At 63.2% G+C, this 25,366-nt stretch carries 21 protein-coding genes and 2 pseudogenes; 16 read left to right on the top strand and 7 right to left on the bottom strand.

From position 1 onward, the window contains the following. Nucleotides 1-192 (top strand): annotated as a pseudogene (locus ACTJGZ_RS03850) (MarR family transcriptional regulator); the annotation flags it as partial. 42 nt (nt 193-234) lie between these two features. Here ACTJGZ_RS03850 and ACTJGZ_RS03845 read toward each other — a convergent pair. After that, the gene (locus ACTJGZ_RS03845) at nt 235-1,374 is read right to left on the bottom strand and encodes a hypothetical protein (protein WP_441661628.1); all 1,140 of its coding nucleotides are present in this window, start codon (nt 1,372-1,374) and stop codon (nt 235-237) included. Between the two features lie 421 nt (nt 1,375-1,795). On the opposite strand from ACTJGZ_RS03845, the gene ACTJGZ_RS03840 reads away from it, so the two are divergent. Beyond that, complete coding sequence (locus ACTJGZ_RS03840) at nt 1,796-3,178, top strand: replicative DNA helicase (RefSeq protein ID WP_441661666.1); 1,383 nt, start codon at nt 1,796-1,798, stop codon at nt 3,176-3,178. 139 nt (nt 3,179-3,317) lie between these two features. On the opposite strand, the gene pdxA is transcribed toward ACTJGZ_RS03840, so the two are convergent. Continuing rightward, nucleotides 3,318-4,322 (bottom strand): 4-hydroxythreonine-4-phosphate dehydrogenase PdxA, encoded by a 1,005-nt coding sequence (pdxA, locus tag ACTJGZ_RS03835; RefSeq protein WP_441661627.1) that lies wholly within the window; start codon nt 4,320-4,322, stop codon nt 3,318-3,320. Between the two features lie 241 nt (nt 4,323-4,563). Between pdxA and ACTJGZ_RS03830 the strand changes: the two genes are divergently transcribed. Then, nucleotides 4,564-4,974 carry a YbaN family protein gene (locus tag ACTJGZ_RS03830; protein ID WP_441661626.1) on the top strand — a complete coding sequence of 137 codons (411 nt, stop codon included), beginning with the start codon at nt 4,564-4,566 and terminating at the stop codon, nt 4,972-4,974. A 282-nt stretch (nt 4,975-5,256) separates the two neighbouring features. Next, the gene (gene clpB / locus ACTJGZ_RS03825; protein ID WP_441661625.1) at nt 5,257-7,857 is read left to right on the top strand and encodes an ATP-dependent chaperone ClpB; all 2,601 of its coding nucleotides are present in this window, start codon (nt 5,257-5,259) and stop codon (nt 7,855-7,857) included. Nucleotides 7,858-8,122: 265 nt separating this feature from the next. Here clpB and ACTJGZ_RS03820 read toward each other — a convergent pair whose 3' ends face one another. Beyond that, the gene (locus ACTJGZ_RS03820; protein ID WP_441661624.1) at nt 8,123-8,554 is read right to left on the bottom strand and encodes a helix-turn-helix domain-containing protein; all 432 of its coding nucleotides are present in this window, start codon (nt 8,552-8,554) and stop codon (nt 8,123-8,125) included. Between the two features lie 139 nt (nt 8,555-8,693). Between ACTJGZ_RS03820 and ACTJGZ_RS03815 the strand changes: the two genes are divergently transcribed. From ACTJGZ_RS03815 to ACTJGZ_RS03800, 4 genes are all read left to right on the top strand, one after another. Then, entirely contained in the window at nt 8,694-9,209 is a 516-nt protein-coding gene (locus ACTJGZ_RS03815; RefSeq protein ID WP_441661623.1) for a DUF2938 family protein, read from the top strand. A 194-nt stretch (nt 9,210-9,403) separates the two neighbouring features. Then, nucleotides 9,404-11,017 (top strand): ABC-F family ATP-binding cassette domain-containing protein, encoded by a 1,614-nt coding sequence (locus ACTJGZ_RS03810; protein ID WP_441661622.1) that lies wholly within the window; start codon nt 9,404-9,406, stop codon nt 11,015-11,017. A 135-nt stretch (nt 11,018-11,152) separates the two neighbouring features. Further along, entirely contained in the window at nt 11,153-11,863 is a 711-nt protein-coding gene (locus tag ACTJGZ_RS03805) for a GrpB family protein (protein WP_441661621.1), read from the top strand. 51 nt (nt 11,864-11,914) lie between these two features. Then, a complete protein-coding gene (locus ACTJGZ_RS03800; protein WP_441661620.1) occupies nt 11,915-12,433 on the top strand; it encodes a GNAT family N-acetyltransferase in 519 nt (172 codons plus the stop codon). Here the strand turns inward: ACTJGZ_RS03800 and ACTJGZ_RS03795 are convergent. After that, nucleotides 12,402-13,475 carry an aldo/keto reductase gene (locus tag ACTJGZ_RS03795; protein ID WP_441661619.1) on the bottom strand — a complete coding sequence of 358 codons (1,074 nt, stop codon included), beginning with the start codon at nt 13,473-13,475 and terminating at the stop codon, nt 12,402-12,404. The two genes, ACTJGZ_RS03800 and ACTJGZ_RS03795, sit on opposite strands and share 32 nt — an antisense overlap. A gap of 333 nt (nt 13,476-13,808) precedes the next feature. On the opposite strand from ACTJGZ_RS03795, the pseudogene ACTJGZ_RS03790 reads away from it, so the two are divergent. The 4 genes and pseudogenes from ACTJGZ_RS03790 (at nt 13,809) to ACTJGZ_RS03775 (ending at nt 18,088) form a co-directional block, all read left to right on the top strand. Then, nucleotides 13,809-15,105 (top strand): annotated as a pseudogene (locus tag ACTJGZ_RS03790) (O-acetylhomoserine aminocarboxypropyltransferase/cysteine synthase family protein). Between the two features lie 93 nt (nt 15,106-15,198). Next, entirely contained in the window at nt 15,199-16,005 is an 807-nt protein-coding gene (locus ACTJGZ_RS03785; protein ID WP_441661618.1) for a MetQ/NlpA family ABC transporter substrate-binding protein, read from the top strand. A gap of 79 nt (nt 16,006-16,084) precedes the next feature. Next, nucleotides 16,085-17,125 (top strand): isopenicillin N synthase family dioxygenase, encoded by a 1,041-nt coding sequence (locus tag ACTJGZ_RS03780; RefSeq protein WP_441661617.1) that lies wholly within the window; start codon nt 16,085-16,087, stop codon nt 17,123-17,125. A 159-nt stretch (nt 17,126-17,284) separates the two neighbouring features. Beyond that, nucleotides 17,285-18,088, top strand: a complete 804-nt coding sequence (locus ACTJGZ_RS03775) for a MetQ/NlpA family ABC transporter substrate-binding protein (protein ID WP_441661616.1) — start codon at nt 17,285-17,287, stop codon at nt 18,086-18,088. Nucleotides 18,089-18,247: 159 nt separating this feature from the next. Here ACTJGZ_RS03775 and ACTJGZ_RS03770 read toward each other — a convergent pair whose 3' ends face one another. Next, entirely contained in the window at nt 18,248-19,159 is a 912-nt protein-coding gene (locus ACTJGZ_RS03770) for a pyridoxal-phosphate dependent enzyme (protein WP_441661615.1), read from the bottom strand. 126 nt (nt 19,160-19,285) lie between these two features. On the opposite strand from ACTJGZ_RS03770, the gene ACTJGZ_RS03765 reads away from it, so the two are divergent. From ACTJGZ_RS03765 to ACTJGZ_RS03755, 3 genes are all read left to right on the top strand, one after another. Then, the gene (locus ACTJGZ_RS03765; protein WP_441661614.1) at nt 19,286-20,194 is read left to right on the top strand and encodes a LysR substrate-binding domain-containing protein; all 909 of its coding nucleotides are present in this window, start codon (nt 19,286-19,288) and stop codon (nt 20,192-20,194) included. Nucleotides 20,195-20,322: 128 nt separating this feature from the next. Further along, on the top strand, nt 20,323-21,147 hold the full coding sequence (locus tag ACTJGZ_RS03760) for a DODA-type extradiol aromatic ring-opening family dioxygenase (RefSeq protein WP_441661613.1): 825 nt from the start codon (nt 20,323-20,325) through the stop codon (nt 21,145-21,147). Between the two features lie 128 nt (nt 21,148-21,275). After that, nucleotides 21,276-22,262: a diaminopimelate dehydrogenase gene (locus ACTJGZ_RS03755; RefSeq protein WP_441661612.1), complete on the top strand. Its 987-nt coding sequence runs from the start codon at nt 21,276-21,278 to the stop codon at nt 22,260-22,262. Nucleotides 22,263-22,424: 162 nt separating this feature from the next. On the opposite strand, the gene ACTJGZ_RS03750 is transcribed toward ACTJGZ_RS03755, so the two are convergent. Both ACTJGZ_RS03750 and ACTJGZ_RS03745 read right to left on the bottom strand, forming a co-directional pair. Beyond that, nucleotides 22,425-23,303: a PhzF family phenazine biosynthesis protein gene (locus tag ACTJGZ_RS03750; RefSeq protein ID WP_441661611.1), complete on the bottom strand. Its 879-nt coding sequence runs from the start codon at nt 23,301-23,303 to the stop codon at nt 22,425-22,427. An 80-nt stretch (nt 23,304-23,383) separates the two neighbouring features. Then, complete coding sequence (locus ACTJGZ_RS03745) at nt 23,384-24,064, bottom strand: epoxyqueuosine reductase QueH (RefSeq protein WP_441661610.1); 681 nt, start codon at nt 24,062-24,064, stop codon at nt 23,384-23,386. A 226-nt stretch (nt 24,065-24,290) separates the two neighbouring features. On the opposite strand from ACTJGZ_RS03745, the gene ACTJGZ_RS03740 reads away from it, so the two are divergent. Continuing rightward, nucleotides 24,291-25,094: an SDR family oxidoreductase gene (locus ACTJGZ_RS03740; RefSeq protein ID WP_441661609.1), complete on the top strand. Its 804-nt coding sequence runs from the start codon at nt 24,291-24,293 to the stop codon at nt 25,092-25,094. Nucleotides 25,095-25,366 lie beyond the last annotated feature (272 nt).

Genomic DNA, 25,366 nt, shown 5'->3' with positions numbered 1-25,366 from the left:
CAGGACGCCCGCAGCATGCTGGTGCAGCTGACGGCGCCTGGCCTGGCGCTGATCAATCGCGCCGTGGATGTTTTCGTCGAACACGAACGGCGGATATTGTCTCTGATCCCGGCCGATGTGCTGAACGAACTGGACGAAAACCTGGCCAGGCTGCTACTCGCCCTGGAGGGGCAGCCTGGCGCAGCGGGCTAGGGCGCTGCCTGGCCGGTGACGAGGCAGCCGGGCGGCTGAAGTTCAGCGCGGCGGCCGCAGGGATGAGTGCTCGTAGATGGCCGGGGCCGCGCGCCGTGAAATATCAGAGGGCCGGAGCTGCGCCAAGCGGGCATATTTGCTCAGGAAATCGGCATCCAGGCCCAGATCCGGCCGCCCGCTGGTGAGCACCTTCCGGGGCGGCTGGCCGGCAGGCAGCGGCGGCGCAATGGGCGGCGCCAGCAGCTTGCGGGGTTCGCAGGGCGCCAGCGGAATGCTGGCGCCTGTCTCGGCCACATTCAAACTTGCCCGGAACTTCATTTCGTCGGGCATGGGGGCCTGCGGCGGATACTGGCTTTGCAGTATCTGGTTGAAAAGCTGGTACAGCGGCAGCTGGGTAGGCAGGTTGGCTTGCAGCCGGGCTTGCGAAAGAATGGGGTAGAAGGGCGGGTGGTTGATGATCAGCCCTTCGCCTTCGGACTGGGCTTGCCTGACCGCACGCTGCAATGGCGAGCCTTCATACAGCCGGTGGTTGCTGATCCAGGTCTTGATGATCAGCAGGCCGGGCTGATGCTGGTCGCGTGCCAGGACGAAGACGCCGCGCGGCGTGGTGATCATCCAGTCGCGTTGCATGGGCGAGTGCTGGTAAAGCGTGAGCAGACCATGCAAATGGGAAATCAGATTGCCCAGTTCCGCCAGCACGGCCTGATGCTCGATGGTGCCCAGGCGGTGATAAAGCCTCATTTGCGCATGCTGGCTGAGGCGCACCAGGATGTGGACATGCAGCTGGTGGGTGCGGGCGGGAATGGTCAGGACTTCCAGCTGCAGGTGGACGCGGCCGTCGAGCTCGCTGGCCATCCAGTGCATCTGCCGGTAATAGCCTTTGCGAAAGCCCGATTTCTCGGGGATGCGGGTTTCACTGTAGATCAGCAGTCCGGGGGCAATCATGTTGCGTGCCCAGCGCGTCAGTTGTTTGAAGGAGGCAATGCGTTTTTTGCCAACTTCCGGGCGGGCGTACCGGTTCAGGCTGGATTGCTGTTGCCTGGCCGCCTGGCTCAACAGATGTTTGCTCATGCCGTAGGCCAGGGTTTCGTTGACGCTCAGAATGGTGTCGCCGCGGGCGGCGGCATCACCGGATTCCGGGTGACAGGATGGCGGCGAGGGGAGTGGGCCTGAGCGGGACATGGCGGGCTTCTATCGTTGTAGAGGGCAACAGGGATCCGGCGAAGGCAATCCCCGCGACGGGCATGGCATGGTGGCATGGAGACTGCGCCCTGCCGGGTTCAACCAATGATAATCATTTGTATATTTTTTTTGGAAAGGGTTCCCCGGATTAGGTATTTTCCTAGCCTTTGCTGTTTGCCCGCTGGTCTGTCCGTCCCCTTGCTGTCTGCCAGTGGCCGTGCGGGCCGCAGCCGCGTGTGCCGGGCCTTGCCGGGCCTTGCCTGGCCGCGTGATCGCCGCTGACGGGTTTAGTGCGACAATATCAGCTTTGCATACGTAGTTTCCCCCTGCCTGACTGTCTGCTTGCCTGCTTGCGGGCAGGGCCGCGGGGCGTATGCCCGTCTGACTGGCTGTTTATGGAGTACTGCGCGCTGTGAGTGCCTTGCCTGCTGAATCTCAATTGGATTACCTGCGTGTGCCGCCGCATTCCATCGAAGCCGAACAATCGGTGCTCGGTGGCCTGTTGCTGGATAATGGCGCGTGGGACCGCATTGCCGACGTCCTGACCGAAGAAGATTTCTACCGCTACGATCACCGCTTGATCTGGTTGCATATCGTCAGGCTCATTAACCTGGCGCGGCCGGCCGACGTCATTACCGTCAATGAATCGCTCGCCAGTTCCGGCAAGAATGAAGAGGCTGGCGGCCTGGCTTACCTCAATGCGCTGGCGCATAACACGCCTTCCGCGGCGAATATCCGCCGTTATGCGGAAATCGTCCGTGAGCGCGCCATGCTGCGCAAACTGGTGACGGTAGCGGATGATATCGCCGCCGCGGCCTTCAATCCGCAGGGCAAGGATGCGCGCCAGCTGCTGGACGAGGCTGAAGCCAAGGTTTTCCAGATTGCCCAGGAAGGCGCGCGCGGCGCGGCCGGTTTCCAGGAAATCCAGCCGCTGCTGCAACAGGTGGTGGAGCGCATCGACGAGCTCTACCACCGTGACAGCACCTCAGATGTGACGGGGGTGCCCACGGGGTTTGCCGATCTGGACAAGATGACGTCCGGCCTTCAGCCTGGCGATCTGGTGATTGTTGCGGGCCGCCCGTCCATGGGCAAGACCTCGTTCTCGATGAATATCGGCGAACATGTGGCCATCAACGAAGGCTTGCCGGTTGCGGTGTTTTCCATGGAAATGGGGGCGGTTCAGCTGGCCATGCGTATGCTGGGTTCGGTGGGCCTGCTGGACCAGCACCGTATGCGTACCGGCAAGTTGCAGGCGGAAGACTGGCCGCGTGTGACCCATGCCGTGAAAACCATGCAGGAAGCCCAGGTCTATATCGACGAAACCCCGGCATTGACAGCCATTGAACTGCGCGCGCGCGCCCGGCGCCTGGCGCGCCAGTGCGGGCAGCTGGGCCTGATTATCATCGACTATATTCAGCTGATGTCCGCCAGTTCCGCAGGCGAAAACCGCGCAACTGAAATTTCCGAAATCAGCCGTTCGCTCAAAGGTCTGGCCAAGGAACTGAACTGCCCGCTGATCGCTTTGTCGCAGCTGAACCGCAGCCTGGAACAACGCCCCAATAAGCGCCCGGTCATGAGCGATTTGCGTGAATCCGGCGCTATCGAGCAGGATGCCGACGTCATCTTGTTCATTTACCGCGACGAGGTTTATAACCCGGATTCCCCGGAAAAGGGCACAGCGGAAATCATCATCGGCAAGCAGCGTAACGGCCCCATCGGCACGGTGCGCCTGACCTTCCAGGGCTCCAGCACGCGCTTCCTGAACTATACCCAGGGCAATGCCATGATTGATTCTGGCTATTGATTCCCTGGCTGCCTGCGCATCCGCGCCAGGAGTATGAGACGCCAGCCTGAGGGCTGGCGTTTTGTTTTCCGGCGGCGCTGTGCGGCGCCTGGCGGCCAGCGCGGGGGAGGCAGCCGGGGCGCCGGAAGCCCTGGGGCGGCTACCGGGCTTCGGGTGACATGGCAGCGGCCATGTCACAGGCGACGCGCAATGAGGCTTCGTCGGCAATGCCTTGGCCAGCGATGTCAAAGGCCGTGCCATGATCCACGCTGGTGCGCACGATAGGCAGGCCGGCGGTGATGTTGACCCCTTGATCCAGCCCCAGGTACTTGACCGGGATCAGCCCCTGGTCGTGATACTGGGCGAGTACGATATCGAATTCACCCTGCCGGGCCCGCATGAAGACGGTGTCTCCCGGCCAGGGGCCGCTGGCATCGTAGCCTTGCGCCCTGGCCCAGGCGACAGCAGGGGCGATGATGTCCCGGTCTTCCAGGCCGAATTTGCCGCCCTCGCCGGCGTGCGGATTCAGGCCAGCCACGGCGATGCGGGGATGCGCCACCCCCAGCTGGCGGCAGACCCGGTGGGCCAGCGCCAGCGAGCGCCGCTGGCCTTCCGGCGTGATGCGGGCCGGCACTTGCGACAAAGCAATATGGATGGTGGCCAGCAGCACGCGCAGGCAGTCGTTGACCAGTACCATAGCGTAGTCATCGGTAGCGCAGCGCGTTGCCAGGATTTCCGTGTGGCCGGGGAAATCGACGCCAGCCGCTTGTAGGGCTTCCTTGTGGATGGGGGCAGTCACGACTGCGTGCAGGTGCCCGGCCAGGGTATCGTCGATGGCCTGGCAAATGGCGGCGTAGGCAGAGCGGCCCGCCAGCGCGCTGACTTGGCCCAGCGGCAGCCCATCGGGCAGCGGCGCAGCGCAAGAAATCACGGGAATGAGACCGGGCCGGAAACAGGCCTCCCGGGGGTGAGGGATCTCCTGAATTTCCAGGTTTGCGGCTGCCGCGCCGCTGTAGGCGCGCGCACGCGCCAGGGCGCCTGCATCGCCATAGACAATGGCGGGGTAGGGCAGCCCCTGGGCATGCAGTTTCAGCACGAGTTCCGGGCCGATGCCGGCGGCATCGCCCATGGTGATGCCCAGCGGGCGCAAGAGGGTATTCGACATCCTGCCATTATCGCGCCGCTGCCAGGCTGTGCGGGGATCCGGCAGGATTTTGCCTGGCATTTTGGCAGGTGCTGTTGCACAATTCAGACCAGAGGCCGTCCCGCATGGCCTTGTCCATGCTTCCGGGCGCCCGCGCCTGACTTTTTCCGGATTGTATGCCCCGCTTTTCTTGCTCCGCCACCTTGTTGACCGCCGCCCATGCGGCGCCACGGGTGCTGGCCTGCCGGTACCGGAGCCTGGCATGAAACCGGACGAACAGGCTCAGCCAGCCAGCGTCCCGGCCCGCAACCGGGTCGTGCGCTGGGGCTATTTCATGCTGGGGCTGGCGCTGGTCGGCCTGGGCATCATTGGCGCGCTGCTGCCAGTCATGCCAACCACGGTGTTTCTGATTGGCGCCGCCTGGTGTTTTGCGCGTTCGTCGCCGCGCTGGGAGCGCTGGCTGCTGAATCATCCTAGCTTCGGCCCGGTGCTGCGCAACTGGCAGGCACGGGGCGCGATCGCGCCGCGCGCCAAGGCCTATGCGTGCAGCGGCATTGTGGCTGGCTACGTCATTTTCTTCCTGTCGGCCAGCCCCGGCTTGTGGCTTGCGCTGGGAGTCGGCGCATTCATGCTGGCCTCGGCGGCCTATATTCTGACGCGGCCCAGCGCCTGAACCAGTCTGGCGCGGCGGTGAGCCGCCGCAGGGGCAGCCTGCCTGCCGGGTGTGACTATCGCAGGCGCGCGACAGCCTGTCTCGCAGGCATTGCGGGCGTGCTCATTTCCGCTCGCAGGCCGCTGTTAATTTCATGCATTCTGAGTATGCTTGCGCCGTGGCCTCTGTTTTTTGCGCCAGCGCAAAGACAAACTGTGGACAAGTCTTGAAAATCTGCGATGTTGCCCGCATCTTTGGTGTATCGGGCCTGAAGGCCCCACTGATTTCTGCTCAAGGTAGATTATGCGATTCGACAAGCTCACGACGAAGTTTCAGCAGGCACTGGCCGATGCTCAGAGCCTGGCAGTACGCAATGACAACCCCTATATTGAACCGGTGCACGTTCTGGCCGCCTTGCTGGCGGATCAGGACAGCGGCGCGGCGGCCTTGCTGGCGCGTGCCGGGGTGGCGGTCAACCGCCTGGCGCCCGCGCTGGATTCCGCCATCAAGGCCTTGCCCCAGGTTCAGGGCGGCGATGGCAATGTGCAGGTCGGCCGTGATCTGCAAAGCGTGCTGGCCCGCACCGACAAGGAAGCGGGCAAGCGCGGCGATGCCTATATCGCAGGCGAACTGTTCCTGCTGGCCCTGACGGAAGATAAAGGCCCGGCTGGCCGGGCCCTGGCGGATGCCGGTTTGCAGCGCAAGGCGCTGGAAAGCGCCATCGACGCGGTGCGCGGCGGTGAAGCCGTCAGCGACCAGGACGCCGAAGGCCAGCGTGAAGCCTTGGGCAAATATACCCAGGATCTGACCGAGCGCGCCCGCCAGGGCAAGCTGGATCCGGTGATTGGCCGTGATGATGAAATCCGCCGCGCCATCCAGATCCTGCAGCGCCGCACCAAGAACAACCCGGTGCTGATCGGTGAGCCTGGCGTGGGGAAAACCGCTATTGTCGAAGGCCTGGCGCAGCGCATCGTCAACGGCGAAGTGCCGGAAAGCCTGCGCGGCAAGCGCGTGTTGTCGCTAGACCTGGCAGCCTTGCTGGCCGGCGCCAAGTTCCGGGGGGAATTCGAAGAGCGCCTGAAAGCCGTCCTCAAGGAACTCTCCCAGGATGAAGGCCGCAGCATCGTTTTCATCGACGAGATTCACACCATGGTCGGCGCGGGCAAGGCCGAAGGCGCCATGGATGCCGGCAATATGCTCAAGCCCGCGCTGTCGCGCGGCGAATTGCATTGCATAGGCGCGACCACGCTCGACGAATACCGCAAGTACATCGAAAAGGATGCCGCGCTGGAGCGCCGCTTCCAGAAAGTCCTGGTGGGCGAGCCGGATGTGGAATCCACTATCGCCATCCTGCGCGGCCTGCAAGAGCGCTATGAACTGCACCACGGTGTCGAAATTACCGACCCGGCGATTGTGGCGGCTGCAGAACTGTCTAACCGCTACATCACCGATCGCTTCCTGCCGGACAAGGCCATTGACCTGATCGACGAAGCGGCGGCGCGCATCCGCATGGAGATAGACTCCAAGCCGGAAGTCATGGATAAACTGGACCGCCGCATTATCCAGCTCAAGATCGAACGCGAGGCCGTCAAGAAGGAAACGGACGACGCTTCGCTGCGCCGCTTGCAGGTGATCGAGGAAGAACTCGACAAGCTGCAGCGCGAGTACAACGATTACGAGGAAATCTGGAAGGCGGAAAAAGCCGCGGTGCAGGGCACGCAGTCGATCAAGGAAGAGATAGACAAAGCGCGCGCCGAAATGGCCGAACTGCAGCGCAAGGGGCAGTTCGACAAACTGGCGGAACTGCAATACGGCAAGTTGCCTGAACTGGAAGCGCGCCTGAAGGCTGCGGAGCGGACGGAAGAATCCGCCGAAGCTGCCGACAGCGGCAAGCCGCGTTTGCTGCGCACCCAGGTGGGCGCTGAGGAAATCGCGGAGGTCGTTTCGCGGGCCACCGGTATTCCTGTGGCCAAGATGATGCAGGGTGAACGCGCCAAGCTGCTCAACATGGAAGACTATCTGCACCGCCGCGTGGTGGGGCAGGACGAAGCCGTGAGCCTGGTGGCTGACGCCATCCGCCGCTCGCGCGCCGGGCTGGCGGATCCGTCGCGCCCATATGGTTCCTTCCTGTTTCTGGGGCCGACGGGCGTGGGCAAGACCGAACTCACGCGCACGCTGGCAGACTTCCTGTTCGATTCCGATGAACACCTGATTCGCATTGACATGAGCGAATTCATGGAAAAGCATTCGGTGGCCCGCTTGATAGGCGCGCCGCCCGGGTATGTCGGTTACGAAGAGGGGGGCTATCTGACGGAAGCTGTGCGCCGCAAGCCTTACAGTGTGGTGCTGCTCGATGAAGTCGAGAAGGCTCACCCGGATGTCTTTAACGTGTTGCTGCAAGTGCTCGATGATGGCCGCCTGACCGATGGCCAGGGCCGTACCGTGGATTTCCGCAATACGGTGATTGTCATGACTTCCAATCTTGGGTCTCACCAGATCCAGTTGCTGGCGGGCGAGCCTTATGAAACCGTCAAGAGCGCGGTGTGGGAAGAACTCAAGCAATCGTTCCGCCCCGAGTTCCTGAACCGTATCGACGAGGTGGTGGTGTTCCACGGGCTGGACAGCCAGCATATTCAGGAAATCGCGTCTATTCAGCTGCAACGTCTGGATAAGCGCCTGCAACAGCAGGATATGCATCTGGATGTCACGGAAGCGGCGCTGGCCGAAATCGCCCGTGCCGGGTTTGATCCTGTCTTTGGCGCCCGGCCGCTCAAGCGCGCCATCCAGCAGGAGATCGAAAATCCCGTGGCGCGCCTGATCCTGGAAGGCAAGTTCGGTGAAGGCGATGTCGTGCCGGTGGATTGGCGTGACGGCAAGTTCGTGTTTGAACGCACCTTGCAATAAACGCCAGGGGCGCTGGGGGCGCGCTGCCACAGGCGCGATAGCACTTAGGCAGCACTTAGGCAGCACTTAGGCAGCGAAGCAGCCCCGGGCTGGCCCCCCGGGGCCTTTCCCTTCTCCGCTGCTTTCATCTCCCGGCAGCTTTTACCGCTTTGCTTCGTGCATAGCTACGCCTCTTGTACAGCGCTGCCTCTGGCATCGTTCTGTTTCTTTCACCGCTCAGCGTTTTCAAATCCCTGGCCCTTGCATTCCATAGGCCAGGGATTTCTTATTGCGGCTGACCCAGAGGCCCATTTCCGGCGCGCCTGCCTTTTTTCTCACGTTCCGATGCAATCCTGAGCAGACGCCGGAAGGTCGGGCACTGCATATGGGTGGCTGCCGGACATTCTGCCGCGTGGCGCAGCCCCTGGCTGACAGCGCGCAAGCGTTTGATGGCGGCATCAATCTCGTCGGCTTTGGCGCTCAACAGAGGCCGGTCCACAGCCGGGCTGCCGTCAGGCGTGAGCATGCTGGCGATCTCATCGAGCGACAGGCCGCCAGCCTGCCCCAGCGCGATCAGCGCCAATTGGTCCAGCACAGCGGCTGAGAAGTGCCTGCGCTGGCCGGCGGGGCGGGTGGATGCGATCAGGCCTTTGTTGGCATAGAACCGTATCGTGGAAGCAGGCAGGCCCGTCCGCCGGGCGACTTCCGAGATATCCATGGGGGACTCCTTGAATCCTGCGGCGCGCGCTGCGCTTGCCTGCGCTTGCCGTCAGGATGCCGCTATCGGCTTGACTTGAAGTTAACTTCAACTTTTACCATGCCTGGCAGACATCCTGTTTCAAGCGGAGGCACGGGGCATGGCAAACGTAACGGCGTTGGAAGTAATGGTAGGGATCTTGGCAACCGGAATCGGCGCCACGCTGGTCATGGATGCATGGAGCAGCTTGCAGCGGTGCCTGGGCGTGCCGACGCTGGACTATGCGCTGCTGGGGCGCTGGGCGGGTTATCTGGGCCAGCGCCGGGGCGGGCGCGGCGCCGGTTCGGCCAGTATTCGCGACCGGATGCCCTTGCCCTATGAGCGGAGCCTGGGCTGGACGCTGCATTACCTCATAGGCATCGTGTTCGCGGCAGGCCTGATTGTCATAGAGGGCGTGGCGTGGCTGCAACAGCCCGCGTGGCAGCCGGCCCTGCTCTGGGGGCTGGCGACAGTGGCCGCACCGTTTCTGGTGTTGCAGCCCGCCATGGGGGCGGGAATTGGCGCATCGCGCACGGCTGCGCCCTGGAAAAACCGTCGGCGCAGCCTGGCGACGCACGCCGTGTTCGGGGTTGGTTTGTATGCCTCGGCCATGGCGCTGGCGTGGGTCAGGGGATGAGCTCGGGCACGCGGCTGCGCAGCGGGCGGGGTGTGCTTGGGGCCGGGCCTGCCGCTATACTCTGTTCCCATCACCCGTCCCGGGTATCTGATTCGAGGAATTCGATATGCGCCATTAATGCCGCCGTCTCTATGACGGCCAGTCTCCGCCCACCCCGATGTGCAGGGGGAGTGCTTGGCATTTTTGGAGTGACCATGACGAGTCCTTATCTGACGCTGGAAAGCGTGTCTTATGTCTTGCCGGATGGCAGGACGCTTTTTTCCGGTCTGACTGAACAATTCGATTTGCGCCCTACTGGCCTGGTCGGGCGCAATGGCGCGGGCAAGTCTGTCCTGGCGCGCCTGCTGGCGGGCCAGTTGTCTCCTGCTAGCGGGCGTTGCCTGCGTTCAGGCAGCGTGCATTATCTTGCGCAGCAAGTCGATGTGCTGCCGGGCATGACGGTGGCCGGGCTGGCCAGGGCACAGACAGTGCTCGATGCCCTGGCGCGGATCGAAGCAGGCAGCAGCGCTGCCGATGATTTCGAAGCTGTGGGAGAGCGCTGGGATGCGCCTCAGCGTTTGCGCGATGAGTTGGCGCGCAGCGGCTTGGCGCATCTGGAGGTCCGCACGCCGGCCAATCAGCTCAGCGGCGGTGAAGCCATGCGGGTGGCCTTGATTGGCGCCATGTTGTCGGATGCCGATTTTCTGATCCTGGATGAACCGACGAACCATCTGGATCGCCAGCATCGGCAAGCCTTGGCCGGGCAGTTGCAGCGCTGGCCCCGAGGTTTGCTGGTGGTCAGCCATGACCGCGAATTGCTGGGCAGCATGACGCGCATTGTTGAGCTGTCGTCACTGGGTTTGCGCAGCTATGGCGGCAGCTACTCTTTTTATGCCCAGTGCAAGGCGCAGGAACGGCAGCAGGCGATCGAACAGCTGGAACAGCGCAAACATGAACGCCAGCGTTCGGAGCAGGCGTTGCGCGAACAGCAGGAGCGCCAGCAGCGCCGCCAGGCGCGCGGCAACCGTCATGGCCGTGAGGCCAACCAAGCCAAGATTCTGCTGGATAGGCAAAAAGCGCGTAGCGAGATCTCGGCCGGGCGGCTGCAACGGCAGCAGGCCGACGCACGCCTGCAGTTGGATAAGCAGGTGCGCGAGGCGGCGCGGCAGGTAGAAGACGATGCCGCCATCGTGCTGCATGCGATGCCAGCCGCTGGTTTCATCCCGCGCAGCGTGGCGGTGCTGGAGGATGTTGTGCTGCCCTATGTGCCGCCGCGCTGGCAGCATATCAATTTGCAGCTTGGCGGGCCGCAGCGGGTGGGCGTGCTGGGCCCTAATGGATGCGGTAAATCCACGTTATTGAAAGTGCTGGCCGGGCAGTTGCCGCCGGCCGCGGGGCGTTGCCGGTTGGCGGGCCGCAGCGTTTATCTGGATCAGCGTCTGGCGGGCCTGGCGCCCGAACTGACGGTGCTGGCGCAGATGCAGGCGTGCAAGCGGACCGCCACGGAAGGCGAGTTGCGCATGTGGCTGGCGCACTTGGGGCTGGATGCGCAGGCGATCACGCGGCCTAGCGGCTTGCTCAGCGGCGGCGAACGCCTCAAGGCCGCGCTGGCCTGCGCCCTGTATGCCGATGAGGCGCCGCAGCTGTTGCTGCTGGATGAGCCCAGCAACCATCTGGATCTCGCGTCGGTGCAGGCTTTGGAAACTCTGTTGCAAAGCTACCAGGGCGCATTGGTGGTGGTGTCGCATGATGAGGTGTTTTTGAATGCGCTGGGCCTGACGGACCGTTTGCAGGCGACCAGTCAAGGGTGGCAGATGGCGCCCTGGTGAGCCAGGTGCCAGAGGCCGGATGCCAGAAACCGGATGCCAGAAACGAGCGGCAGTGCGGTGCGGGTTCAGGCGAGATCGCGGGGCGGGCATCTGGCCGTGCCCAAGGTATGCGCGAATGCAGGAAAGAGGATAGCCATGAAAGAGATTGGGCAAGGGAATACGGGGCAGGGAGCGGGGCAGGGCGCGGCGCAGACATCGGGGCAGACCATCAGCCCGCCGGCAGGCATGGCGGCCTGGCTGGGGGGGGATGACAGGCTGGCCAGCGCTGTCATGGCGTTTGAGGAAGGCGACCCGGATGAAAATCCCTGGGTGCAGGGCAAGCCTAAGGTAGAGCAGATCGAGGTCGCCGCTTATGATGCCGGCTGGCCGGGGTGTTTTCAGGCTGTGCGCGATCGCATTGCCGCTGCCTTGAGAGGCGCGGCGCTGGCGATTGAGCATGTCGGCTCGACGGCAGTGCCCGGCTTGGCCGCCAAGCCCGTGATCGACGTGGATGTGATTGTTGCCGATCCAGGCAGGGAAGCAGCGTATGTGCCGGCCCTGGAGGCCTTGGGTTATGTTTTGACGATCCGGGAGTCATCCTGGTACGGGCATCGCATGCTGCGCCACGATGCCCCCAGGGTCAATCTTCATGTGTTCGGGCCTGCCTGTCCTGAACATCTTCGCCATCTTCTGTTCCGTGACTGGTTGCGCCAGCATCCGCAGGACCGCCAGCGCTATGCCGATGCCAAGGCGGCAGCGCAGGAAGGGGTGAATACCGCCAAGGCGTATAACGAGCGCAAGCAGGCCGTCGTGCGTGATATTTATGCCCGTATTTTTGCGGCGCAGGGCTGGCGGGCGCAGCCATAGCGGCCAGCCGGCAGGCCAGATTTCAAGGGCAGCCTGTTGCAGGAACAAGCAATGACACCATCAGCGATACATATTCGGGCCTATGAAGCGGCCGATCTTCCGTGTTTGTCGGCCATCTGGTTTGAGGCGTCGCGGCGCGTGCATGGGTTTCTGGGCGAGGCCAGGCTCGCTGCGCAGCGTCAACTGATCGAGGACAGCTACCTGCCTAAGGCGGAAACCTGGGTTGCCTGCCAGGCCGGCCAAGCCGTCGGTTTTATCGGTTTGCTGGATAATTTCATTGGCGGCCTTTTTGTGGATCCTGCGGCTCAGGGCGGCGGGGTTGGACAGGCGCTGATGGCCCATGCGCTGAGGCTCAAGGGGCCCTTGGAGCTGGAGGTCTATGCGGCCAATACCCAAGCCCTGAGGTTCTATCAGCGGCTGGGCTGCGCCGAGACGGGCAGGCAGGCTGAGGACAGCGAAGGCCTGCCTTTCGCTGTGGTTCAGCTGCGCTATGCGCCGGTGCTGGCGGGGGCGCCGGCGCGCGCAGCCGCGCAAGGTCTTACAGATCCGACGATTGCGCCCAAAGATTGATGCCGCTGTCGCCTTGAACGGCCTGCTCGATGCGCTGCAATTCTTCTTCAGTGAAGCGGGTGTTGGCCAGCGCGGCCAGATTTTCGTCCAGCTGGGCGGTGGAAGAGGCACCGACCAGCACGGATGACACCCGGTGGCTGCGCAGCAGCCAGGCAATGGCCAATTGCGCCAGGCTTTGGCCGCGTTCGCGGGCGATGGCGGCCAGATCCCTCAGGCGGCGCAGATTGTCTTCCGACAGGTGCGAGGCATCGAAGGAAAAGCGTTTTGAAGCGTGGCTGGCATGGCGATCCTGCAGGAAACGGTCTGTCAGCAGGCCTTGAGCCAGCGGCGTGAAGGCAATCAGGCCCAGGCCGGTCTGCTCCAGTGTTTCCAGCAGCTCATCTTCTACCCAGCGGTTCAGCAGCGAATAGGCCGGCTGGTGAATCACCAGCGGTGTGCCCAGGCTGCGCGCCACGGCCACGGCGCGGCGGGTGCGTTCGGCGGAATAAGAGGAAATTCCGACATACAGCGCTTTGCCCTGGCGCACCAGCGTATCCAGCGCGCCCACGGTTTCTTCGATGGGCGTGTCGGGATCGACGCGATGCGAATAGAAAATATCGACATAGTCGGTACTGAGCCGGCGCAGGGATTCTTCCAGGCTGTTGATGAGATATTTGCGCGACCCGAAATTGCCGTAAGGGCCAGGCCAATGGGGCCAGCCCGCTTTGGTGGAAACCACCAGTTCACTGCGGTAGGGGCGGAACTCGTTACGCAGCAGGCGGCCGAAGTTTTCTTCCGCCGCGCCATGGGGTGGGCCATAGTTATTGGCCAGGTCGAAGTGGGTGATGCCTCGGTCAAAGGCGTGGGTCAGAATGTCCCGCTGGCGGGCATAGGGATGTTCATCGCCGAAATTCCACCACAGGCCCAGGGAAATCGGCGGCAGCAGCAGGCCGCTGTGGCCGACCCGGCGGTAGGCGTGCTGCTGATAGCGGTCGGCAGCGGCCTGCCAAGGGCGGTGAATGTCTGGGACAGTGTTGGGGAACCGGATTTCGCGAGTGCTCATGGGCTGGAAAGTGGGGCAAGAAAGGGGGGCAAGAAAGGGGGGCAAGAAAGGGAGACAGGGCAGGCGCCTGCCGGGCAGACGGCAAACCATTGGGCACAGGCCGGCGGGCCTGGGCATGGGTGGAATTCATTGTAGGAGCGCGCCGTCCGGCGGCAATGGACCAACAAGTCATGAGCAACTGCGCGCAAGTTATGAACCGGCGGGCGGGGGCGCAGACGGGGCGGGTTCCCGCGGCAATGCGCATTAGCATATTGCGAAGCAATTATTCAAAAATTGTGGCAAGCCCAATAACCTTGTTCTGCCGACGACAGTTGTCAGACAAGGAAGCGCATCATGCCGCAGCAGGACAATCCCGATTGGAAGTTCGAGACGGTCGCCGTACACGGCGGCTATTCCCCGGAGCCTACGACCCGGGCTGTCGCCGTACCCATTTATCAGACCGCCGCTTTTTCGTTCGACGATACCCAGCATGGCGCGGATCTGTTCGACCTGAAGGTCGAAGGCAATATTTACAGCCGGGTGACCAATCCCACCAATGCCGTGCTGGAAGCCCGTCTGGCGGCGCTGGAAGGCGGCGTGGGCGCCCTGGCGCTGGCGTCGGGCCAGGCGGCCGTGACGTATTCAATCCTGACCTTGGCAGAGGCCGGGGACAACATCATTTCCGCTTCCACGCTGTATGGCGGAACCTATAACCTGCTGGCCCATACCTTGCCGCAGTTCGGTATCAGCACGCGTTTTGCCGATGGCGCCGACCCTGCGTCGTTCGAGGCCTTGTTTGATGCGCGGACCAAAGCGGTCTTTGTGGAGTCCATCGGCAACCCGCTGGGCAACATCACAGATATCGCGGCCATTGCCGGGATCGCGCACCGCCATGGCGTGCCGCTGATTGTCGATAACACGGTTGCCACTCCCTATTTGCTGCGCCCCTTTGAACATGGCGCGGACATCGTGGTGCATTCGCTGACCAAATACCTGGGCGGGCATGGCACCACGCTGGGCGGGGCGATTGTGGATTCCGGCCGTTTTCCGTGGGCTGAGCATCGCGCTCGTTTTCCTCGCCTCAATGAGCCTGACGTCAGCTATCACGGCGTGGTCTATACCGAAGCCCTGGGGGAAGCGGCCTATATCGGCCGGGCACGCGTGGTGCCCTTGCGCAACACCGGCGCAGCGCTGTCGCCTTTCAATGCTTTCCTGATTCTGCAAGGCATGGAAACGCTGGGCCTGCGCCTGGACCGCATCAACCAGAATAGCCTGGCGGTCGCCCAGTTCCTGCAGGCCCACCCTAAAGTGGAATGGGTCAGCTATGCCGCCTTGCCCGATCATCCCGACCATGCGCTGGCCCGGAAATACCTGGGGGGGGCAGGCCTCAGGCGTGCTGACGTTCGGGGTCAAGGGCGGCCGCGCAGCCGGCGCGCGCTTCCTGGACGCGCTGCAACTTTTTACCCGGCTGGTGAATATCGGCGACGCCAAATCACTGGCCACGCATCCCGCTTCGACCACGCACCGGCAGCTCTCCGATCAGGAGCTGGCCCAAGCGGGGGTGCGCGAGGAAACCGTGCGCCTTTCCATTGGTATCGAACATATCGACGATTTGCGCGCCGATCTGGCCCAAGCCTTATCGCGCCTGTAAGGCCGTCTGCAATTCCGCCAGCAATTCCGTCACCAATCCCGGCGGGGTATGCACGCCCCGCGACTGAACCGAATGATAGAGCCCTTATCTGCCATGTTGAAACTCAAGAAAACCTTGCTGGCCAGCCTGATGTTGGCCGCTGGCCTGGCCGCACCGGCCCAGGCGCAAACTCCTGTCCGCCTGGGCATCAGCGGCGGCGTGATGGAGGATGTGGCCGAAGCCGCAGGCCGTGCTGCCGCGCGCGAGGGGGCTATCCAGATCAAACCAGTGGTGTTTACCGGGCATCTCAATGCCAATGGCCCGCTTAACGATGGCGACCTGGATGCCAATGCCTTTCAGCACGAACCCTATCTGCGCGGGCAAGCCAGAGCGCACGGCTACGCGCTGGCGCCCGTGGCCCGCACCCTGAGCGCGCCGCTGGGCATTTATTCGCGCAAATACAAATCGCTGGCAGACTTGCCCGACAAGGCGCTGGTCGGTATTCCCGGTGATGACACCAATCGCAACCGCGCCCTGTTGCTCTTGCAGCACTATGGCCTGATCACTTTGCGCGCCGACCTGGATGTCAATCGCGGTGATAACGCGACAACGCTGGATATCGTTGCCAATCCCAGACAGCTAGATATCCGTGAAATAGATTCGCTGATCCTGGCGCGGGCGCTGGACGATGTTGATGCCGGCGCCATTATCACGGCCGAGGCATCGCAGGCGGGCTTGCTGCCCGCCCGTGATGCCATTGCGCTGGAGCCGGTTGGCGGCGCCTATGCCAATGTGCTGGTGGTGCGCGAACAGGATCGCGGCCAGGCGTGGGTGGCGCCGCTGATCCGCGCCTTCCAGTCTGAGGAGGTCCGTGAATTACTGGCCTCACGCTATAGCGGCACCTTGCTGCCGGCTTTTTGATGCCGATGTTTTGATGCTGATTGCTGCTTGGTCGGCGCCTTGTATTTTGCCTTGTTTTTGCTGAAGGACGTTTATCGCCATGAGTCTTGAACTGACGGACGACCGCCTGCCTATCCTCGACCTGTCACGGCTGGAGGGCAGCCCCGCGCAGCGTGACGCGTTCCTGGCCGAGCTGCGCTATGCCGCGCGTGAAATCGGGTTTTTCTATATCACTGGCCATGGCATCCAGCCTGAGCTATTGCAGGCCGTCAAGCAGCGGGCGCGCGAGTTCTTCGCCTTGCCGCAGGCGGAAAAACTGGCGGTGCAGATGATTCATTCGCCGCATTTTCGCGGCTATTCACTGGCTGCTGCGGAATATACCCGGGGCAGGCAGGACTGGCGTGAACAGTTCGACATCGGAGCGGAGCGCGCTGTGCGCGAGATTGGCCCGCAGACGCCGCCCTGGGCGCGCCTGCAAGGGCCGAACCTCTGGCCGGATGCAAGCCTGCCGCAACTGCGTCCGGTGCTGCAGGCCTGGCAGGCGGAAATGACCCGCACCACTTTGCGTCTGTTGCGCGCCTTCGCGCTGGCGCTGGGCCTGGAAGAAAACGCCTTTGATGCGCTGTATGGCCGCGAACCAAACGAGCATGCCAAGATCATCCGCTATCCGGGGCGCGAGCAAACCGGCAGCGATCAGGGCGTCGGGCCGCACAAGGATAGCGGCCTCATCACCTTCGTGCTGCAAGACGAACAGGGCGGCCTGCAAGTCGAAAGCAAGGACGGCCGCTGGATAGATGCCCATCCGATTGAAAACACGTTTGTCGTGAATATCGGCGAGTTGCTGGAACTGGCGACCAACGGCTATCTGCGGGCGACCGTGCATCAGGTCGTGACGCCGCCTTCTGGGCGGGATCGTCTGTCGGTCGCGTTTTTCCTGGGCGCGCGGCTGGATGCGGAGGTGCCGCTGTACCGCCTGCCTGCCGAGCTGGCTGCGCAGGCGCTGGGGCCGGAAACGGATCCGCTCAATCCTTTGTTGCGCCAGGTGGGGCTGAACTATCTCAAGGGGCGTGTGCGCTCGCATCCGGATGTGGCGCAGCGTTATTACGCGGATGTGCTTGAGAAAACAGGCGCGCCTGCCTGAGTGCGCCGCCTGCTGCCGGGCAGGCGGGTCATGGATGTTCAAGGGGAGAAGAAAATGAATCAGCAGCTTGCGAAGGTGAAAGAGGGGCCAAGGCGTCGCCGTGGCGGACGGCGCCAATGGCTGGCGGGATTAGCGGGACTAGCGGGATCTGCGGGACTGATGGTCTGGCTGGGCGCGGGCGTACTGGGTGGCAATGCGCTGGCCCAGACGCCGTTGAATCAAACACCGCTGAATCAATCGCCGTTGAGTGTCGCGGCCGATGCCATTCCGCATGCGGAAATCCTGGAGCAAGCGGAGCGGCTGGCCGATGACCTGAAACTGAAGATCATTGAAATTCCCAACGGCGTGAACCCCAATGCCTTGCTGGCGGGCGGGGATGTGCAGGCGAATTTCTTCCAGCATGTGCCTTATCTGCGCACGCAGGAAGAAGCGCTGGGGCAAAAATTCGAGGTGGTAGCGGCAGTGCATATCGAGCCTTTGGGCATTTACTCGCGCCGCCATGCCAGGCTGGCAGATTTGCCGGAGGGCGCTGTCGTGGCTTTGCCCAATAATGCCAGCAATCTCAGCCGGGCCTTATTCCTGTTGCAGGATCAGGGTTTGCTGCATTTGCGGCCAGGCTTGGATGATCCGGCCAGCGGGCTGGCCACGCTGGCGGACATCGCCGGCAATCCGCGCAAGCTGCGTATTTCCGAGGTGGAATCGCCCCTGTTACCGCGCGTGCTGCAGGATGTGGATGCGGCCATCATCAATGGCAACTATGCGCTGGAAGCAGGCTTGAAGCCAGCGCGGGATGCCTTGGCGCTGGAGCGTGTGGCAGGCAATCCGTATGCCAACGTGCTGGTGACTGCGCCGGCGCTGGCCCGGGATGCGCGGGTGCTGCGCTTGGCCGAAGTCCTGGCTTCCCCGCAGATGTCAGCCTTTATCCGCGAGCGCTATGAAGGATCGGTCATTCCTGTGCATTGAACACCGGCCAGGGGGCAGGCCTGTGCCAGCCAAACGCCGGCCCAGGCTTTTGCCCAACACCCTGTCCTTTTGCCGCCGTGCCGGTTTGCAGGCCAGAGGCTGCGCTGGAGATGGCGCGGGAGACTGGGCAGAGGACTGAGCAGGGGATTAAGCAGGGGACTACGCAGGAGACTGAGCAGGAGACTGCGCTGGCAGAATGACGCCGCCGCAGACGATCAGCACAATATCCTGGTAGTCCTGCAATACGTCTGCGTTGTCATAAGGCAGCGCCAGGGCAGCGCCGCAGGCGGGTTCGACCAGCAGCCGGTGGTCGTCCAGAAAGCGTTCGCAGGCGCGCAGCGCCGCTGCGTCGCTCACCACGGCAGGGCGGGTCGGGTGCTGGCGGCTCAACTGGAACGCTTGTTCGCAGACTTGCCGTGCCCCCAAAGAGGTAGCAATACTGCTAATGGCCGCCAGGGCAATCCGTTCATCGGCGGCGATGGCCTGGGCGAATGAGTCGGCGCCAGCGGTTTCGGCGCTGATCACGGCGACCTCATCCCAGCCGTTGCGGCGCAGGCCTTCCACCACGCCACTGTACAGGCCGCCGCCGCCAACAGAGAGCAGCACGGCGTCAGGCGGTTCGGTGCAGGCTGCCAGTTCGTCGATCAGCGTGGCGTGGCCTTGCCAGAGCAAAGGGTCATCAAAGGGGTGGATGAAAGCATCCGTCTCCGTCAGCAGCGATTGCGCCAGAGCATTGGCCTCATGCCAGGCGGCGCCATGCACGATCAGCTCCGCGCCTTGCTGGCGGATACGCGCGCGCGCCGGTTCCGGGGTGGATTGCGGCACGACGACGACAGCGGGAATGCCCAGGTGCCGCCCGGCATAGGCGACGGCAATGCCGGCATTGCCGCCAGAAGACGCAATAAAACGCTGCTTGCCTTGACGGGCATAGGTCTCGCAGGCCAGCCCGATGCCGCGTATCTTGAATGAACCTGGCGGTTGCAGAATATCCAGCTTGAGCCGGATGCGGCGCCCGGCGGCGCGGCTCAAGGGTTCGGAGTCCAGAAGAGGGCTGTTCAGGTGCAAAGTCATGAGATCGGATGTGACAGGAATGCATGGCCCGCGCCAGCGGGCGGGAAGAAAAAACAGGGATGCAAACAGTGTATGAAATTGCCAGGGCTGCGATAATGACCCGCTTATTCAAATAATATTTGCCTCATGAGCACAAATCAGGAAGTCGCTTTACTGGCAGAAATGGCGGTGTTTGCCAAAGTGGTCGAGGCGGGCAGCTTTTCGGGCGCGGCGCGCCTGATGGGCAGCACGCCGTCGGCCACCAGCCGGGCGGTTGCGCGGCTGGAAAAGGCCTTGGGCACCCGCTTGCTGCTGCGCACGACGCGCAAGTTGCGCCTGAGCGAAAGCGGGCGCGACGTGTATGCGGGTTGCCTGGATATGGTGCAGGCGGCCCAGGCTGTCATGGCCAGCGCTGGGTCTTATGATGAGGTGCCGCGAGGGCAGGTGCGCGTGAGCGTGCCCAAGGCCGTTGGCCGGTTTGTGCTGCATCCGCATATGCCGGAATTCTTGCGGCGCTACCCGGAAGTCGATGTTCAGCTGCGCCTGGATGACCGGCCGCTGGATCTGATCGAAGAAGGTATGGATCTGGCGATTCGCATTACCGATCAGCCGCCGCCAGGCCTGATGGGGCGGCCCTTGTTGGAAATCACGCATATGCTGTGCGCGACGCCGCATTACCTGGAATGCCATGGCACGCCGCAACACCCCCGGGATCTGAAGCAGCATAGCTGCATTTACCTGGGCGAAGCGCCGGCGGATGCCCGCTGGAAATTCGCGCGCGGCGGCAAGAGCGTGAGCGTGACGGTGCAGGGGCGTTACGCGGCCAATCACACCGGGGTGCGGCTGGATGCCGCGCTGAATCATCTGGGCATCGCCAGCCTGCCGGATTTCACGGCACGCGAGTCGCTGCAGGCGGGGGAGCTCATCCGGGTGCTGCCGGATTGGTCGTTCCGCACGAATTACAGCGGGCAGGCCTGGATCCTTTATCCCCCGACCCGGCATTTGCCGCCTAAACTGCGGGTACTGATGACTTTTCTGGCAGAACGGCTGGGCTAGCCCCTGTCGTCGTGCCCATGCCTGCATGCGGCTAGCGGATTGGCTGGCTTATTAGCTGGTTGGCTGGTTGGCTGGCGGCAGGCGCCAGCGCCCGGGGCGGGCGACTGTATTTTTGAGATGGGTCCTGAATGACACAAGAACTTCCCACCTTTTTTATTTCCCATGGCGGCGGCCCCTGGCCCTGGATGGATGGCATGCTGGATGGCCCTTATGCCGGGCTGGCGCAGTCGCTGCGCCGCCTGCCCGCAGATGCCGGGGGCGCGCCCAAAGCCATCCTGATGATTTCCGCGCATTGGGAAGCGCCAGCGTTCACGGTGCAGGCGCATCCGCGCCCGCCGATGGTCTATGACTATTACGGTTTTCCCGAGCATACCTACCATGTCGAATACCCCGCGCCGGGAGATCCGGCGCTGGCGGCCCAGGTTGAGGCCATGATCCGGGCAGCCGGACTGCCGGTGGCCTGTGACGCGGCGCGCGGCTATGACCATGGCGTGTATTCGCCTATGGTGGTTGCCTATCCCGAGGCGGATATGCCTATCGTGCAGTTGTCGCTGATGGCAGGGCTGGCGCCGGAAATCCACGTGGCCTTGGGGCGGGTATTGGCGCCCTTGCGCCGCGAGGGGGTGCTGATCATCGGCAGCGGCCTGAGCTATCACAATTTGCGCGCTTTCGGCCCGGCCGCCCGCGACAGTTCGACGGCCTTCGACGCGTGGTTGTGTGAGGCCATGGCGCTGCCCGCGGCCGAGCGCATCCAGGCGCTGCGGGATTGGGAGTCGGCGCCGTATGCGCGTCAGGTGCACCCGCGTGAAGAACACCTGCTGCCCTTGATGGTGGCGGTGGGGGCGGCTGAGCATGAACCTGCCGGACTCACTTATCACGAGACCGGCTTCCGTGGCGGCGTGACGGTATCGAGCTTTCGCTTCGGCGCGCCCGCGCTTGCCGGGCAGGCCTAGCATGCGCTTACGCGCCGCGCGCATTGACGCGTGCAGCGGCGCTAAAGGTAAAATTTATTCTTTGTGCGTCATGCCCTGTTCAGCCGGCAGGGGCGGCGTTTTTTAGATTGGCTGGATGGAATGGGACAATGAGCAAGAAAATCCGGGTAGGTATTGCGGGTTACGGTAATCTGGGCCGTGGCGTGGAATCGGCAGTAGCGCAGAATGGCGATATGGAACTGGTGGGCGTGTTTACGCGGCGCCCGCCTGCCAGCGTGACGCTGCTGAACCCTGCCGTGCCGGTGCTTCCGCTGGACGATATCGAGAATTTCCGCGACTCGGTGGATGTGCTGATTCTCTGTGGCGGCTCGCGCACCGATTTGCCGGAACAGGGGCCGGCCCTGGCGCGCAGCTTCACCACGGTGGACAGCTTCGATACCCATGCCCGGATACCCGAATATTTTGCCGCCGTGGATGAGGCTGCGCAGGCGGGGGGAAATGTGGCGCTGATTTCCGTGGGCTGGGACCCGGGCCTGTTTTCCCTGAACCGCCTGTTCGGCGAGGCGATTCTGCCCGAAGGCGCGACCTATACTTTTTGGGGCAAAGGCCTGAGCCAGGGGCACTCCGATGCGGTGCGCCGCGTGCCGGGCGTGCAGGGCGGCGTGCAATACACCGTGCCGGTTCCCGAAGCGGTCCAGCGCGTGCGTGACGGTGAACAGCCGGTGCTGAGCACGCGGGAAAAGCATAAGCGCGACTGTTTTGTGGTGCTGGCCGATGGCGCCGATGCGGAACAGGTACGCCAGGCGATCATCACCATGCCGGATTATTTTGCCGACTACGACACGACGGTCACATTCATTTCCGAAGAGACGCTGCGCCGGGAGCACAACACCATGCCGCACGGCGGCTTCGTGATACGCAGCGGCAGCACTGGCGCGGGCAGCAAGCAAATCATGGAATACGCGCTGACCTTGGACAGCAACCCGGAATTTACATCCAGTGTGCTGGTGGCCTATGCGCGGGCGGCGTTCCGTCTGCGGCAGGCCGGTGAGCGCGGCGCGCGCAGTGTGCTGGATGTGGCGCCAGGTCTGTTGTCGCCGAAATCGGCTGCCGAGTTGCGCAAGGAATTGCTGTAAGGCTAGGCGCTTGGGTGCGGCCTGGCGGTGCGGCAGCATCGCCAGGGGCGCCCCTGGCCGTCAGTGTTGCGGCAGCGCTGTTGCCGCAGCAGTAATGGCGGCAGAGGTTGGCAGCAGCCGTTGGCAATGAAACACGGCGGACCGTTGCGGGCCCGCCTGGGCTCACAGCATCACGCTGCCTTGGATGCAGGTGTGGCTTTGCCCGCCGACCCAGACCTGGCCGCTGTCGTCCTGAGAAATATGCACCTGTCCGGCGCGGCCCAGGCTGATGCCCTGGCTGGCAAGGTAAGGCGCGCGGATGTGGCCGCGCTCTATCAGCCATTGCGCCAGGCTGGCATTGAAGCTGCCGGTGATCGGGTCTTCCGTGAGCGTGCTGCCGGTATTGAACCAGACCCTGACTTCCAGATCCGCCCCGGTGCCGCTGGGCCGGTCATAGCGTGCCGCCACACCCAGTTCCACTCCCATGGCATGCAGTGCGCCCAGGTCAGGCGTCAGCGCCAGAATGGATGCCGGGCTGTCGAGCAACAGGGCGCGGAATGTCGGGCCATTGGCGAGAATCGCGCTGTCCCTGACTTGTCCGGCCGAGAGACCGGCGGCTTGCTGAATGGCTGCCAGCTGGGCCTGCGTGACCTCGCCGCGCGACATGTCCGGCGCGGCAAAGGCCCAAAGGCCGCTGACGGGATCGCGTTGCAGGGGCACCAGGCCTTTGGCGCATTCCTGGATGACTAGCCCTTCGGCGCGTGGCGTGCCGCCGCCAGCCAGCCAGGCATGGCAGCTGCCCAGCGTGGGGTGGCCGGCAAAGGGGAGTTCGCCGCCAGGCGTGAAAATACGCACCCGGTAATCCGCCCCGGCAGCCTGGCCGGTCGGGCTGGGCGGCAGCAAAAAAGTGGTTTCGGACAGATTGGTCCAGCTGGCGAAGCGCTGCATGGCGGCATCGCTGATATCCGCGCTATCGAGCACCACGGCCAGCGGGTTGCCCTGATAGGGCTGGGCCGAAAACACATCAATCTGCATGAAGCGGCGTTCGCGGGTGCTGGGCATGGCGTGGTCTCCGGGCAGAGGGGCGGTTGGCGTGTTGTTGCCGTTAACGCGCCAGGACGGCAGGGCGCTCAGGTCCGGTGTCAGTCTTCCAGCGAGGTCTCTTCCACGCCGTAGTACTTCACACCGATCTTGATCCGTTCACGGCCCTGATCGCGGCGATGGCGGTTGGTATCACGCAAGGAGTAAACGCAGCCGCAATATTCCTGCTGGTAAAACTGCTCGCGCTTGCTGATTTCGATCATGCGCGCGGAGCCGCCGCCCTTGCGCCAGTTGTAGGTCCAGTACACCAGCTCGGGGTAGCGCGCGGCAGCGCGTTCGCCGCAGCCATTGATCTGGTTCATGTCTTTCCAGCGCGAGATGCCCAGTGAACTGGTAATGGTGTCATAGCCGTGTTCATGGGCATAGAGCGCGGTGCGCTCGAAACGCATATCGAAGCAGGCCGTGCAGCGTATGCCGCGCTCCGGTTCGTTTTCCATGCCTTTGATGCGTTCGAACCAGTTATCCATGTCGTAGTCGGCATCAATGAATTTGATGCCGTGCTGCTCGGCATAGCGGATGTTTTCTTCCTTGCGGATCTCGTATTCGCGCACCGGGTGGATGTTCGGGTTGTAGAAGAACAGGTCGTACTCGATGCCCGATACCAGCATGGCTTCCATCACCTCGCCCGAACAGGGCGCGCAGCAGGAATGCAGCAGCACTTTTTTGCGGCCGGCAGGCAATTGCAGCGGTTTGCGATTGACGAGGGTGTCTGTAGTGGTCATGGCAGATTCACCAGGCGCGTGGCGCGCCCGTATTCAAAACGTATCCTGGACCGGGCATTTTAGGCTGAATCGGCGGTAGCGGCCATGCCGAAACGGACGGTGTTTCATTCTGTCTCAGGGTTTCTACGGCGACAGGACGCCAGGGCCGCCGGGCAAGGTAAGTCAATGTTAAAAAGTATGTCCGGCCAGGCCTGAAAGATAGCGAAAATGAATGAAGGGGAAGGGTATGTCGGAAAGCGCGGGGTACCAGGGATATACCGATGAATTTGCCGGTGTCTGCGTGGCGATTTCCGGTGCGGCGAGCGGAGTCGGACAAGTGCTGGCCCGCCGTTTGCTGGCAGCGGGAGCGAAAGTAGCGGTATTCGATCAGTTGGGAGAAAACCTGCAGGCGCTGGAGACGCATGCCGCGCCAGCGCGCTTGCATCTGGCCAATCTGGATGTCAGCGATGCATCGGCCGTCGAACTGGCGGTGGCGGCCGCTGAACAGATGCTGGGCCCGATAGAAAAGCTGGTCAGTGCCGCCAGCCTGCTGCAGCTGGGCCGCATCGTCGAGGTCGCGCCTGCCCATTGGGCCCGGGCCTTTGAGGTCAATACCATGGGGGCATTCAATTTCAACCGGGTGGTGGCGCGGGGCATGATGGCGCGGCGCCGGGGCGCCATCGTCAATATTGCTTCCAGCGCCGCCGCGACACCGCGCGCCGGCATGGGGGCCTATGCGGCCTCCATGGCAGCCGTCGCGCAATTGACGCGCTGCCTGGCGCTGGAGCTGGCCAGCTATGGCGTCCGGTGCAATATCGTGTCGCCGGGCGAAACGGAAATGGTGCTGCCGTATGCGCCGCTGAGGCGAGAGCTATCGCGTGAAAATCTGATTGCTGGCGAACCGGATCAATACCGTCTGGGAATCCCCTTGCGCAAGCTGGCGACGGCCAATGAAGTGGCAGATGCCGTGTTGTTCCTGTTGTCCGAACGGGCCAGCCACATCACCTTGCATGATTTGCGGGTGGACGGCGGCGCTACGCTGGATCAATAGGGGCGTCCGCACGGGCTCTGCAAACGCGGCGCGGCTGGGGCGCCGAGGCAGGGCTTGAGAAGCAGCGAACTGAGGCAGCGGCTGAGGCGCGCAAAGGTGTGCTGGCGGCGGTGGCGCAGGCCGGATAGAGCAGGAAAAACGCGTGACTGTTCAAAATTTGCGCAGGCAACCAAGCCTGCTTGTTATTATTGCGTTTGCATGACATATGCCAAGCTTTTCCACCGACTTATTCACAGGCCCTGGGGATAAGTTTTCCGCTGGCCCGGGAAGGG

The sequence above is a fragment of the Kerstersia sp. genome (genome assembly GCF_052103615.1).
Classification (GTDB): Bacteria; Pseudomonadota; Gammaproteobacteria; order Burkholderiales; family Burkholderiaceae_B; genus Kerstersia.
The sequence above is the reverse complement of the archived record's forward strand: the minus strand, read 5'-3'. Positions and strand labels throughout refer to the sequence as shown.

Coding starts and splice junctions, on each gene's coding strand:
- clpB (WP_441661625.1), top strand. CDS start 5,257: ATGCGATTCGACAAGCTCACGACGAAGTTTCAGCAGGCACTGGCCGAT.
- ACTJGZ_RS03760 (WP_441661613.1), top strand. CDS start 20,323: ATGACACAAGAACTTCCCACCTTTTTTATTTCCCATGGCGGCGGCCCC.
- ACTJGZ_RS03755 (WP_441661612.1), top strand. CDS start 21,276: ATGAGCAAGAAAATCCGGGTAGGTATTGCGGGTTACGGTAATCTGGGC.
- ACTJGZ_RS03740 (WP_441661609.1), top strand. CDS start 24,291: ATGTCGGAAAGCGCGGGGTACCAGGGATATACCGATGAATTTGCCGGT.
- ACTJGZ_RS03810 (WP_441661622.1), top strand. CDS start 9,404: ATGACGAGTCCTTATCTGACGCTGGAAAGCGTGTCTTATGTCTTGCCG.
- ACTJGZ_RS03845 (WP_441661628.1), bottom strand. CDS start 1,374: ATGTCCCGCTCAGGCCCACTCCCCTCGCCGCCATCCTGTCACCCGGAA.
- ACTJGZ_RS03775 (WP_441661616.1), top strand. CDS start 17,285: ATGGTCTGGCTGGGCGCGGGCGTACTGGGTGGCAATGCGCTGGCCCAG.
- ACTJGZ_RS03750 (WP_441661611.1), bottom strand. CDS start 23,303: ATGCCCAGCACCCGCGAACGCCGCTTCATGCAGATTGATGTGTTTTCG.
- ACTJGZ_RS03800 (WP_441661620.1), top strand. CDS start 11,915: ATGACACCATCAGCGATACATATTCGGGCCTATGAAGCGGCCGATCTT.
- ACTJGZ_RS03745 (WP_441661610.1), bottom strand. CDS start 24,064: ATGACCACTACAGACACCCTCGTCAATCGCAAACCGCTGCAATTGCCT.
- ACTJGZ_RS03805 (WP_441661621.1), top strand. CDS start 11,153: ATGAAAGAGATTGGGCAAGGGAATACGGGGCAGGGAGCGGGGCAGGGC.
- ACTJGZ_RS03780 (WP_441661617.1), top strand. CDS start 16,085: ATGAGTCTTGAACTGACGGACGACCGCCTGCCTATCCTCGACCTGTCA.
- pdxA (WP_441661627.1), bottom strand. CDS start 4,322: ATGTCGAATACCCTCTTGCGCCCGCTGGGCATCACCATGGGCGATGCC.
- ACTJGZ_RS03830 (WP_441661626.1), top strand. CDS start 4,564: ATGAAACCGGACGAACAGGCTCAGCCAGCCAGCGTCCCGGCCCGCAAC.
- ACTJGZ_RS03795 (WP_441661619.1), bottom strand. CDS start 13,475: ATGAGCACTCGCGAAATCCGGTTCCCCAACACTGTCCCAGACATTCAC.
- ACTJGZ_RS03765 (WP_441661614.1), top strand. CDS start 19,286: ATGAGCACAAATCAGGAAGTCGCTTTACTGGCAGAAATGGCGGTGTTT.
- ACTJGZ_RS03770 (WP_441661615.1), bottom strand. CDS start 19,159: ATGACTTTGCACCTGAACAGCCCTCTTCTGGACTCCGAACCCTTGAGC.
- ACTJGZ_RS03820 (WP_441661624.1), bottom strand. CDS start 8,554: ATGGATATCTCGGAAGTCGCCCGGCGGACGGGCCTGCCTGCTTCCACG.
- ACTJGZ_RS03815 (WP_441661623.1), top strand. CDS start 8,694: ATGGCAAACGTAACGGCGTTGGAAGTAATGGTAGGGATCTTGGCAACC.
- ACTJGZ_RS03785 (WP_441661618.1), top strand. CDS start 15,199: ATGTTGAAACTCAAGAAAACCTTGCTGGCCAGCCTGATGTTGGCCGCT.